This window comes from Rubripirellula obstinata, from assembly GCF_001642955.1.
GTDB lineage: Bacteria > Planctomycetota > Planctomycetia > Pirellulales > Pirellulaceae > Rubripirellula > Rubripirellula obstinata.
Genome location: NZ_LWSK01000143.1, coordinates 1 through 12,435, shown reverse-complemented (window position 1 = coordinate 12,435; position 12,435 = coordinate 1). Strand labels below are relative to the sequence as shown.

The window sequence follows — 12,435 nt, the reverse complement described above, 5'->3', positions numbered from 1 at the left end:
CGTCATCAACCCAGGGTTGCGGTTTGCTTCGCTACGCTCGCAAAACCTTAACCCTGGGCTATGGTGTTCAACGCCGTTGGCGTACTTCAGTAGGGACGGAACAAAACTTGGACCTCCAATGTCCGCGGCAACGCCAAAGATTTAGCGGCCCAGGCGATGCCCACGCGATTAAACAATTTAGAAACCCTTCACGGCGTTGGGTACAGCTCATAATGGACTGAACCCTGGCGGGCCCAGCTACGGGAAAACCGAGAAGTGATTTCGTGACCATTCCTTGGCAGCTAAAGCGTAGACTCCGGCGACAACCTCAATCAGCCGATTCGGTAACCGGCTTGGTTGAATCCGGCTGCTTGCCACTGACAAGTTTTCGGCACACTCCGCCAGCGGTTTTGGCTGCAAACTGGACGCCTTCAAATAGCTTTCGAAAAGGCGCTTTTCTTAAATGGCCGTGTCGGTTTGCTTGGATCGATTCACAGGTCGTGACGTCGTACGCGGTTAGATAGCCGCCGCCAAAACAATAGGTGTCGATGCCGACGAGGTGCTCGGCACTCATCACCATGCCGCTTGGCTGTGGCGTATGCCCGACAAAAACTCGCTTGCCGCTGATGTGCGGTTCTGGCAATGGATTGGGCAGGTGCATCCAATACAGCGTGGTTTCTTCTTGGTGTCGCATTTCCAAAGCGGGATCATAACCCGCGTGAACGAAGATGCTTTCGTCGATTTCGTAGTACGGACGCAGCCCGCGGAAGAATTCGATATGCAGATCTGGGACTTTGGACAGCTTTCCGCCATAACTGGATAACGTCGCGTTGCCTCCGTTAGCCAACCAAACCTTGTCGTCGAGCCCATACAACGCGACACCCAACATCATGATTTCGTGGTTGCCGCGAAGGGTGACCGTTCGGCAGGACTTACCAAGCTCGATGACCTGCTTGACGACATCACGGCTGTTTGGACCACGATCGATATAGTCGCCCAGGAAAACAATTTCATCAGTGCTGGTCGGGTGGATCGTCTCGATCAAAGTGTCGAGCGCTTTCGCGCAACCGTGAATGTCGCCAATCACGAAACGTCGCATCGAGTTACCCGGTTAGAATGAATTGATTGTGATTCGATCGACCACGATCTTGGTGGTTACCGTCACCAATGGCAGCGACATAACGAAATTCGCTGCAGCGATCTAAGAAACTGTTTTAAAACAACCTCGAAGATTGCCGGCCACCTACCCGTAGCTGATCCCGCCAGGGTTCAGTCCACGATCAGGTCAAGCTCAACTGAACCCTGGCGGGATCAGCTACGTTGAAACCGCGAGTTTAACAAAAGGCTGGCACATGAGTAAGCGTTCAAATTCAATTCTGAGTTGATTCCACGCCTAGTATTCCGCGTCACCTCAATTTTCGGGTAGCGGAACTCGCCAAGAGTTTCGGCTACGAGGGGGACGCCGAAAGTCTACGCGACTTCCGCTACCTCCTAACCGAAGATTGAGCTGACATGGACGCCTAGTTCATTCCTGGATCACAGCGATTCATGCGGTCGATCGAAACGTCGGGAATAATTCCTGACATTACTTCGGATCCGCATTTCTTGACAGCCAATTCCCAGATCTGATCGGGATCGCCGAACAGGATGTCATGGTCCGCGTCGCTGTGCAGCCATCCACCGGCTTGCAATTCATCGTCTAACTGTGATGGTCCCCAACCGGCATAATGAGCAACGTATCGCACTTTTGCGTCGGGGCGGCGAAGCAGAATTCGCAGGTGGTCGTCATCGCCGGTGATCCAGGCGGGCGGGTTGCCCAAGTCGATCGACATCGATCCCCAAGGCTGCGATGGATGGCTTTCAATCGTGACCTTGGTACCGTCCTTTAGACCGCCGCCCTTTAAACTGCCGTCCTTTGGAATGCTGGGCGAAACGGCTTGGTCGATTGCATCAAAGGTGTTGCATGGTTCACCGACGCCCGCAAGATTGTGCAGCGCCAACAGCGGTCCTTCGACTGGACCGCCACGAAAGATTTGATCGTCATCACGTGGTTCGCCTTCCGCCGGGGCACAATCGATCAAGTCGCGGAAGCGGCGGTCGGTCGGTCGGTTGATCGTCAACCCAAACGCACCTTCGACGTCGTGGCGAATAATAAAAACCACGCTCCGCAAAAAATTTCCGTCGCTAAGGTGAGGAGAAGCGATCAATAGCCGGCCGGTCAAATTTGGATTCACGGTGCCAGTTCCTCAGATCAGAGAATGCGTCGGTTTCGATGAGACCTGAATTATACCCGTTTTGAACTGCAAGGGGGGCGGCAAAAATGCAACGGGATCAATCTTAGTTTCAGGCCTGCTTCTGGCTCACCGACCTGGTCTCATCTACCTAGTCTCATCTACCCGATTTCGGTCGGATCATTGACCAAAATTTCCTGGCGGCCGGTCCGCCGACGCATCCACTGCTTGACCTCGAATCCGGTCGCCCAGACTGCGTGTCGCAGTCGTGGCAAAAGTGTCGGCGCGACCGCGCGAACGCGGTAAAGTTTGCGAGATTCTGTGGTAAAACGAGCTTTGTAGGACTCATCGCCCCGCATAAAATCCACACCGGTCAAACTCGAACGATACATTTCTCGCAAGCCATCGACGCAAAGCAATCGCCCCGGTTCTAGCTCGGAAAAATTGGTGTCGTACCCGGTGCTGTAGCAATAAAGCACACGATTCTGGCCGATGAAATTGATGTCGCCGGCGATAATTTGTCCCTGGAAGGAAAGCCCAGACAAGTGCAATTGTCCTTGAAGCAAGAATTGGCGGCAAGTTTCATGCATGAAGTCGCGGAAATTTGGATCTGAATAACTGCCTGGTTCGCCGGCCGCGTTCCAGCGTTTCTGATGCATGTCGATGATCGTGTTCAACAGTGTTTTGACTTCCGATTCAGTCACCGCGATCGTTCGACTGATGTCTGGATCGTCGTCAATTTTTTCAGACCACCGGCGCATTCTTCGACGCTGAGTCTTTCCATGATGTTTGATGTGTTCTTGCCAATCGCTATCCGCCGGCTTGAACCAAGTGCTCATGCGAGAACCCGCGTGCAACTGTGATCCGGATTCCTTCAAGCCCTTTGCGAACGCCGCCATCGCTTTGTCGCCTTCGACGACACCGTCAATGTCGATCAGGTCCCAACCATGACGCGAGTGAGAGGAATTCGATGCGAGGTGACGCCCAAACGCTGTCGCAATCTCTTCACTTTGTTCGGGTCTAGCAAGGATCGAAACGTGGTCGGTGCAGGCTTCGCCATCACCGAGTGCGCACAGCGTTCGTGTCCCTGGTTTTCGGTACAGAGGAAATGCACCGATCAGTTCACCTTGTTCATCGCGGGCTGTTAAAACGGTTGCCTGGCAATCCTTTGCAAGAAAATTCCACCATGGCTCCAGCCACGCGGTTTGACGAAAGGGAATTCCGCAGGCAAGGCGGTCCCAGGATAAACGGTCTTCAAGCAAGCCGCTTAGGTCTTCGATAATTTCGAGCGTTGGCATTTAAGCAGCGATACAGGCACAGGTAGTGATCATTACCTGAAAGCTAGCTCAGATTGTTTCGAACGACTTCATGCAAGTTTTGGATCGTTTCAATTCGCGTCACCTGGAAATCATTCAAGCGATACAAACGTTACAAGCCGTAACAATGCGATGCATCGGGGGACGGCAACGGATCTTGCCAGAGTTGACGATTGCTGAAAACTCTTTGAAACTGATCAGCATTTCCACAAACAACCGGCCCACGACAAACCGACGCCGAAACCGATCAGCATTTGGTTGCTGCCTGCTGGCAACTTGTCTTGCGAACGCAATCGATCGATCAGGATTGGCAACGTGCATGAGACCGTGTTGCCGATGTCGGCGATGTCGATCGGCAAACGTTCCTCCGGCAAATCCATTCGCGCTCGCAATTGATCCAGCATCTTCCACGTTGCTTGGTGCATCAGATACGTGTGGATGTCGGCGTCGCTTAGATCGTTGTCGCGCAGGATCTCGTCAACCAAACGCGGCACCGCATCGACGGTAAAGTTGATCAGGCTGGGGCCGTCCATGTACAAACGACTCTTCCATCGTTTGCGGTGCCTTGGTTTGATCGCATCTTCGGCCGGTCGAGAACCACCGTCGCCGACGATCAGCATGTCGCCGCCGCTGCCGTCGGTTCCAAACTGGAAACCCCACAACGTTTTTTCTTCTGACGCGGTGATCATCGTCGCTGCGGCACCGTCACCGAAAATCGTTCGCAGGCTGCGGTCATCGTCGTCGATATACTTGCTGTACGTTTCTGCGGTCAGCAACAAAATGTTCTTGGCGGCACCGCTTTGGATCAACCCGTCGGCGACGGCTAATCCGTACACGAACCCGCTGCACCCGAGATTGAAATCCAGCGCTCCACAGCGAGTGGGCAAACCCAATCGATCTTGGATCAAACAACTGGTCGTCGGCAATGCGTAGTCGGGCGTCTGAGTGCAAAGCAGCAGGAAATCGATCTGGCTGCGATCGATGTCGTTTTCCTGGAACAGCTTTTCAGCCGCTTTAACGGCCAGGTCGCTGGCGGTTTCTTCTGGTGCGGCAATGTGCCGCTGTGCGATTCCGGTCTTCTCTTCAATCAGCTTTAGGTCCCAGCGTGGGAACTGTTCCTGCAGCGAATCGTTGGTCTCGATCCGCTGGGGAAGATGGACGGCGATTTCGCCAATCCGAGCGTGCTTTCCGCAGTGTAAATTGGGCACAGCGGGGTCCGAAGAGATGCCTGATCGGCAAAGAGTACCGTGACAGTAAAAACCAAGGAAAGAGCGGCTGATCGGATTCGAACCGACGACAATCACGTTGGCAACGTGATGCTCTGCCAACTGAGCTACAGCCGCTGATGTTGGTCGAGAGAGGCAGATTATAGGAAGCCACCCCTTCACGGCAAGGCCCGTTGAGAAGCGACGGCAATTTTTACGCCAGTGAGTGAGGTTTGATCGGAATTGTCTGCATTTTCGTTATCAGGGGAGTGCAGCCATGATGATCGGCAACCCCTTGTAGGCCGTAGCGAGCTTCCAGCGAGTTACGGCATGTCCCAGCTTCCAGCGAGTTACGGCATTTCCCAGCAGCCATGCCGTAACTCGCTCCACTCGCTACGGCCTACTTTTCGTCAACGAATCAAATCCCAACGTGTTCAGAATGCCTCTAAGCAAAACAGGCAAATCCGTTTACGATAAGCCGGTTGACCTGAACTGACACTAAACAGCGACCGCATCAGAACCCCAGACGCACCAGAAAACCGGGGCAACGCACGCCGACACGCATCCCTCGAATCCCGTTCTGCTAATTCATGCCCGATCCCGCGACTCCATCCAAACCAAGCAGCCCATCCGAGGCAACCGGACGTGTACGAACCGATGACGAATCCCTTCACGACCAAAAATCCCACAACGGCGTGCAACATGATACGGAACAGGTTCGTCAAAACGCCGATTCCGAGGTGACCGGTTCCAAGGTGCCCCATTCCAAGGCAACCGATACGCCCGGTCACAAGAAAACTCGCGAGAGCATTTTTAGCCTGCACAGTTTGATGGTCAACTTGGTGCTGCCGCTGATCTTGCTGGTCGGTGCCTTTCTGGTGTTCTTATTGCTCGGCAGCGTTGAACCTGAAAAGCGAACCGCGATCGATAACACGCGACTGGGCCGAATGAAGGCTCTCGCCCCGGTCCGGATCGAGCAACTGCAATCGCTGAAGGCAACCGGCACGCAGTTGGCGTTGGAGATCGACGGTACGGTTGTTCCGTTTCAAGAAGCCAAGGTCGCCGCGGAGGTCGCTGGCCGGGTGACGATGAAGTCTGAAAAGTGCGAAGCCGGTCAATATGTTCAGCAAGGCGATTTGCTGATGAAGATCGATAACACCGATTACAAAATCGAAGTCGAACGTTTGACGCGGCAAAAGGAACAGGAATACCAGAGCCTGCGCGAGATCGATCAGGAAATGGCGAACGCTCAACGTGTGATCAAGATCACCGAAGACGATGTCAAGCTGCAGATGAAAGAAGTCAAACGGCAGAGTTCCCTACCCAAGGGTTACGCAAGTCGCGGCGACATCGAAAAAGCACAACGGTCACTCAACGCGGCTCAGCAACAACTGATCAGCGCCGAAAACAACTTGAACCTGCTTCGCCAACGCCGCGTTCGATTGGAAGCGTCCGAACAATTGGCGGCGACCAACCTGCGGGCCGCCGAAGTGAATTTGGCACGCACCGAAATCCGTGCTCCGATCGAAGGCGTGATCGTTAGCGAGGAAGCGGACGTGAACACGTTTGTCAGCCGCGGTCAAATGCTGGTCGTGATCGATGACACGTCCAAAGCCGAGGTCGCGTCCAGCATGCGAATGGACCAACTTTATTGGGTGCTGGATCAGGGTGCCGAAAAAGTCAACGGAATCTCGCCCAAGATGTCTCGCAGCTACGATCTGCCGGAAACGCCGGCGCTGATCGAATACCAGATCTCTGGTCGCGAAAACACGGTCTACCGATGGAAAGCTCGTTTGCTCAGCTACAACGGCATCGGCCTGGACAACGACACTCGAACCGTTCCCGTCCGCATCGTGGTCGATGATCCGCAAACGATGGTGGACGAAAATGGGAAGCCTGTCGAAGTTTCGCGAACCAACCAAGCGGCGGCGTCAGCATTGGTTCGCGGGATGTATGTGCGAGTGAAACTGCTAATCACGCCTCAAACCCCACTGGTCGTCATCCCGGCTCGCGCGATCAGGCCAGGCAACCGCGTGTTTGAATTCGTTCACGATGAAAGTGTGTTGACGCCGAAGGAGCAACCGACTGGCAACGATGAAGTTGTCGTAGCGGAAGATGAAACTGAACAAACCGACGAGACCGACGAAACCGGCGAGAAAGAAATCGAGACCTTTGATCCTGACGATTGGCAGGCCGGACGCGTCGTCAGCCGCAATTCGGTGACGCCAATCAATTCGATGATCGTGCTGAACAAAAACAGCAACGGTGATGCTGGTCCAGATCAGGGCGAAGAGAAATTGTGGGTTTGCGAAGTCGGAAATCGTTCCGTCGGTCCCGATTCCTGGGTCGTTGTTTCGCCGATCGGTACGGTCGATGGCGACTACTTGCCGGCTCGTGCGTCGGTCGTCAAACCGAAGGAAACGCCAACGGGCGAAACGGAAGCTGACAAGAATGCCGAAGTCGCGACGTTGGGCGAGGTGTCATCATGAAGCGTGCGGTTGCTTGGGCGATCAGTAATGCCCCTGGAATGAACGTCCTGATGATCGCGTTGATGGCGATCGGTGCGTTGTCGTTGGGAAAACTTCGCCGCGAAGTCTTCCCCGCGTTTGAGCTTGAAATCGTCATGATCACCGTGCCTTATCCCGGCGCGACACCGACGGACACCGAAGAAGCGATCTGCCAAAAAATCGAAGAAGCGATTCGCTCGATCGACGGAATTAAGAAGGTCACGTCGATTGCCCAAGAAGGTTCAGGCTTTGTCTTGGCGGAATTGCGCAGCGATATCGAAGACGTGCAAAAGGTGATGAGCGAGATTGGTCGCGAGGTCGATCGCATCCCAAGTTTCCCCGCGCTGGCCGAGGATCCACAGGTCCAGCAGATCACGTTTCGCGAAGCCGCCATCCGAATCGGAATCGTCGGCCCGGATGAACGGACTCGCCAATCCGAATTGCGATTGCGAGAAGTGGCTGAACAGGTTCGCGATGAAGTGTTGACGTTGCCGTCGGTTTCATCCGCGTCAATCATGGGCACGCGGCCTTACCAGATTGATGTTGAAATCCCCGAAGCGACGCTGCGTAGTTACGGCCTGTCGCTGGCGTCTGTCGCCAACATCATTCGAGCGCGGAACATCGAACTGCCGGGTGGCAATCTGAAATCCGAAGGCCAGGAAGTGCTGCTGCGGGCGAAGAATAAAGGGCGCGTTGGCGAAGAGATCGCGAAGTTGCCCATCGTGACTCGGCCCGGCGGCGTGGTGCTAACAATCGCCGATCTTGGCGAGGTTCGTGACGAGTTCGAGGACATCACGGCGGTCGGTGAAATCAATGGCGAACCCGCGATGGTGGTGAACGTCGATCGAACCAAGCAAGAAGATTTGTTGGCGATGACCGAAGCCGTCCGCGAATACGTTGCCGCCGCCGAGTTACCGCCGGGATTCCGGTTCGAGGTTTGGGGCGACACCAGCACCGACGTGCGAGACCGTTTGCGATTGCTGCTGCGAAACGGTTTGCAAGGTTTGATCTTGGTCTTCTTGGTGCTGACGCTGTTCCTTGAAATGCGGCTGGCGTTCTGGGTCGCACTGGGCATTCCAATTTCGATCCTGGGTTCAGGCGTCGCGTTATCGTATGGCGATCAAACGCTCAACATGCTCAGCCTGTTTTCGTTCCTGGTCGCACTCGGAATCGTGGTCGATGACGCGATCGTGATTGGCGAAAACATTTACGCTCATATTCAAATGGGCAAACCGCTCAAACAAGCCGCGATCGACGGCACGACCGAAGTCATGGGCAGCGTGGCGGCGTCGGTCACGACCACCGTGATTGCGTTCTCGCCGATGTTCTTTGTTTCCGGTGTGATGGGCAAGTTCATGGCCGTGATCCCGTTTGCGGTGATCGCGATGCTGGTGATTTCGTTGTGGGAAAGCGTCTTTGTATTGCCGACTCACTTGGCACACAAACACACCGGTTTCTTCCGGTTCATGGACGTCCTGACCTACCCGATTCGTCCGATCGGCATGGTGCTGAACTGGGCCAGCGGTCACGCCGGACGCGGCATGGACTGGGTCGTTGAATCGGTCTACACGCCGATGCTGCGATTTTCTCTGGCGCATCCGTTGGTTCCGATCGCGGCCGCCCTAGGCATGGCGATCTTTACCGCTGGATTGATCCGCGGCGGAATCGTTCCGTCAATCCTGTTTCCCAAAACAGATAACAACAACCTGCAGGCGACAATTGCGTTCCCCGATGGAACACCGGCAATCGAAACCGACCGAGCCACGCGAAAGATGGGCGACGCCATTCGCCGGGTCAGCCAACGGGTTGCGGAAAAACGTTCGCAAGAAACCGGCATCCCGATCGAAGACATCTACCGATCCGATCAGGGCGATGGCGATGGTCCAGTGCGTTTGACCTATCGCGACCTTGGTTCAATCACCAACGTCGAAAATGCGGCGGGCGGTGGCGGCAACGGTTCGCATGTCGGCCAGTTGTTTGTCGAATTGTTTGATACCGAAGTTCGCAATATCCACAGCGATGATCTGATCGCGATGTGGCGAGCCGAGGCGGGGGAATTCCCCGGCAGCGAACGAGTGACCTATGGAACGATCGGTGTCGGTCCAGGCGGAAAAGCAATCGAATTCAAACTGCTGGCCGCCGGCGAAAACGAAGACCAATTGCTCAAGGCAACCGAAGCGGTCAAAGAACGATTGGCCGAGTTCGCGGGTGTGTTCGATATCGCGGACGACAACACGCCTGGTAAATGGGAGTTCCAATTCCGCGTCAAAGACCGTGCTTTGTCCACGGGCGTGACGCCAACCGACCTGGGCGAAACGGTACGAAACACCTATTTCGGTGCCGAAGTGATGCGATTGCAACGTGGTCGTCACGAAGTCAAGTTGATGGTTCGTTATCCGAAAGAAGAACGCGAGAGCTTGGTTGATTTCCGCGAAATTCGAGTGCAAACCGCGGACGGGTCTCAGCGTCCGATCACCGAGATTGCCGAAGTCGAACTGAGCCGCGGTTTTTCCGAAATCAATCGAGTCGATCAAATGCGGTCGATCACAATTTCGGCTGACTTGGACGAAACACGTGCCAATGCTGAGTTGATCATTTCTGATTTGCAGAAAGAGTTCGTGCCCAAGCTGCAAGCAAAGTATCCCGACGTGCGGGTTCGTTGGGAGGGACAACGGGAACAGTCGCGTGAATCGGTGGGCAGTTTGATCACGGGGTTTGGGATCGCGATCGTTGCCATGTTTGTGTTGCTGGTCGTCCAATTCCGCAGCTACGTTCAACCGTTGTTGATTTTGTTGATCGTTCCCTTCGGCATGATCGGTGCGGTTTGGGGCCACGCGATTTTAGGCCTGCCGCTGACTCTGTTCAGCATGTTTGGCCTGGTCGCACTGGCCGGTGTGGTCGTCAACGACTCCATCGTCTTGATCGATTTCATCAATTCCCGAGTCCGAGACGGCATGCCAATCCGCCAAGCGTTAGTAGAATCCGGCCAGCGTCGCTTCCGCCCCATTTTGCTAACCAGCATGACCACGATCGCCGGCCTAGCACCGCTGATGACCGAACGATCCTTCCAAGCTCAATTGCTAATCCCGATGGCCGCAAGCCTAGCATTCGGCCTGGCCCTAGCAACGATCCTAGTCCTGATTTTGGTACCAGTGTTCTACTTGCTGTATTTGAACCTAATCGAATTCGTCGGATTTTCGGTCCAGGACGATTAGCACCTACACCATCGGCGTTAGATTCCAAAGCCAGGGTCGTGGAACGCACCCTGGGTGACGGCTAGCAACCTTTGAAAGTAGGCCGTAGCGAGCTTCTAGCGAGTTACGGCGGTGCGCGAAGTGCCGTAACTCGCTAGAAGCTCGCTACGGCCTACATTCTGGCGATCTCAAATTGCCTGAATAAACTCCTCGATCTTCGCCGCCGATTTCACTCCGCGTGATTCTTCCACGCCGCTGGCTGTGTCAACGCATTTGGCTCCGGTGACTTCGATCGCTTCGGCAACGTTTTCGGGGGTCAGTCCGCCGGCTAGCATCCAGGGGATGTCGGGGTTGGCGTCGGCCCAGGATCGGATCGATGGCCAATCGAGCGTCTTGCCGCTGCCACCGTGATCGGATCCGGCGTCGGCGTCGAACAACAAACCGCATCCCATTTCCAACCATGGCTGGCACGCTTCGTCGATCTCTTCGATGCTGATCGGGCCGGTTGGAAGTTTGATCGCGCGGATGATGTCGATCTCGATCAACTCGAAAAGCTGATCCACCTCTTCGACCGTTTCGTCGCCATGCAGTTGCACGGCCGCCAGTCCAACTTGGGCGGCGATTCTAGCAATCTTTTCAGGTGTTTCGTGAACGAACACTCCAACGCGCAGGATTCCAGCTCGCGCCGCCGTCGCCGACAACTCAGCCGTTTCTGCTGATTCGGGATCGACGTATCGCGCGCTGGCTGGGTAGAAATTCAGGCCGATGGCGACTGCTTTTCCAGCGTGGGAACCGGCGGCACCGACCGCTTGGACGTCAGACTTTAGGCGGACGCCACAGATTTTTACTTCAAACATGATCGTTGGTCATACAGTCGTCAGAATTAGATTGTTGTGACACCGCTGGTTCGTCCGATACGAAAGACAACGCCATCTCTAATGGAAAGGGAAAAGTCTCGATGATCACCGAACAATGTCGAATGAGCATCCGAGACATGGTTTTAGTCTTTTTGGCGGCATTCGTCTTGGTGTCATGCATGATGGCCCCAACCACACCGCTGCAAACGGTCATCGTTTCATCGGATGAAGGCGAAAAAGTTTCCTACACCGTCCCGGTTAACCATCGTGACTTGGTTTCGATTCGCAATCGTTTAGAAAGCTACGGGGAAATCGTCGACCACCCGCTGCTGGGCACCAACCGCTGGATCGCCGAGACCAGCCGCTTTTACGTCAAAGCCGCTCAGCCGCTTTGGCAACATCACAACACGTCAACTGCTACCTCTGGAGCCAAGATCAGGCAAGTTTCGCATCAGAGTTCGGTTACGGTATCAATGGAACCGCACCATCCGGCGTCGCGAAGTTGGAACCGAATCGCCTCAGCCGCAGACGCTCGCATTGATCAGATTGAAAGACATCAATCGATTCAATCACAAAACCTTGGACCAGCGCCCGTGAAACTGGGCAGCGTCGTTAACGTTTACTGGACGCGAACATCATTACTGACAGCGTTGATCGTTGGTTTGTCGATGACCGGATGCGTAGCGATCTGGAAACGTTTTTATCCGACTCGTCAGTTTCAACAGTTGTCAGTTTCACAACCCGTTCTGACTGGAACCGATCATCAATGGATCGCGTTGGAAGTGTTGCCCCAGTGGGTTCGTCTGCACCAGACCAACGGAGCGATTTTGCGACGCGGTTTCGTCGCGGTGCTGGTGGTCAGTTCGATCGTTAGCTTGGCTTGATCCCACGACGGCTCAACAAACTACCTACAGGGCTACGGAGGCCGTGCAGTTTTCAACCTCCCCCACGCAGCGGGCGTACCCTGGCCTGATGACAATCATTGCAACGCAGCAGATTGGGCAAGCTGCACCATGGCAGACAACACAAACTGCAGCGCTGTGAAACATTGTGGCAACGGCACATTTCCCTGATCGCCAGTATGTAGGCCGTAGCGAGCCATAGCGAGTTACGGCAATCTGCGCACCGCCGTAACTCGCTTTGGCT

General features: G+C 54.9%; 8 protein-coding genes and 1 tRNA gene. 3 read left to right on the top strand and 6 right to left on the bottom strand.

The window, feature by feature from the left end:
• Nucleotides 1–307: 307 nt before the first annotated feature.
• From RC85_RS22405 to RC85_RS22385, 5 genes are all read right to left on the bottom strand, one after another.
• Nucleotides 308–1,078: a metallophosphoesterase family protein gene (locus tag RC85_RS22405; RefSeq protein WP_068266975.1), complete on the bottom strand. Its 771-nt coding sequence runs from the start codon at nt 1,076–1,078 to the stop codon at nt 308–310.
• Between the two features lie 421 nt (nt 1,079–1,499).
• Nucleotides 1,500–2,213: a YqgE/AlgH family protein gene (locus RC85_RS22400; RefSeq protein ID WP_068266974.1), complete on the bottom strand. Its 714-nt coding sequence runs from the start codon at nt 2,211–2,213 to the stop codon at nt 1,500–1,502.
• Nucleotides 2,214–2,371: 158 nt separating this feature from the next.
• Nucleotides 2,372–3,508 carry a GNAT family N-acetyltransferase gene (locus RC85_RS22395; protein WP_068266973.1) on the bottom strand — a complete coding sequence of 379 codons (1,137 nt, stop codon included), beginning with the start codon at nt 3,506–3,508 and terminating at the stop codon, nt 2,372–2,374.
• Nucleotides 3,509–3,723: 215 nt separating this feature from the next.
• Nucleotides 3,724–4,734: a ketoacyl-ACP synthase III gene (locus RC85_RS22390; RefSeq protein ID WP_084422942.1), complete on the bottom strand. Its 1,011-nt coding sequence runs from the start codon at nt 4,732–4,734 to the stop codon at nt 3,724–3,726.
• A 62-nt stretch (nt 4,735–4,796) separates the two neighbouring features.
• Nucleotides 4,797–4,869 (bottom strand) — tRNA-Gly (locus RC85_RS22385).
• A gap of 452 nt (nt 4,870–5,321) precedes the next feature.
• On the opposite strand from RC85_RS22385, the gene RC85_RS22380 reads away from it, so the two are divergent.
• Together RC85_RS22380 and RC85_RS22375 are read left to right on the top strand one after the other, a co-directional pair.
• Nucleotides 5,322–7,220, top strand: a complete 1,899-nt coding sequence (locus RC85_RS22380; protein ID WP_068266972.1) for an efflux RND transporter periplasmic adaptor subunit — start codon at nt 5,322–5,324, stop codon at nt 7,218–7,220.
• Nucleotides 7,217–10,453: an efflux RND transporter permease subunit gene (locus RC85_RS22375; RefSeq protein ID WP_068266971.1), complete on the top strand. Its 3,237-nt coding sequence runs from the start codon at nt 7,217–7,219 to the stop codon at nt 10,451–10,453. The genes RC85_RS22380 and RC85_RS22375 overlap by 4 nt, the downstream gene beginning before the upstream one ends.
• Before the next feature lie 167 nt (nt 10,454–10,620).
• Here the strand turns inward: RC85_RS22375 and RC85_RS22370 are convergent, their stop codons facing one another.
• On the bottom strand, nt 10,621–11,289 hold the full coding sequence (locus tag RC85_RS22370) for a phosphoribosylanthranilate isomerase (RefSeq protein ID WP_068266970.1): 669 nt from the start codon (nt 11,287–11,289) through the stop codon (nt 10,621–10,623).
• 101 nt (nt 11,290–11,390) lie between these two features.
• Here RC85_RS22370 and RC85_RS22365 point away from each other — a divergent pair, with 101 nt between their 5' ends.
• On the top strand, nt 11,391–12,173 hold the full coding sequence (locus tag RC85_RS22365) for a hypothetical protein (RefSeq protein ID WP_149752506.1): 783 nt from the start codon (nt 11,391–11,393) through the stop codon (nt 12,171–12,173).
• Nucleotides 12,174–12,435 lie beyond the last annotated feature (262 nt).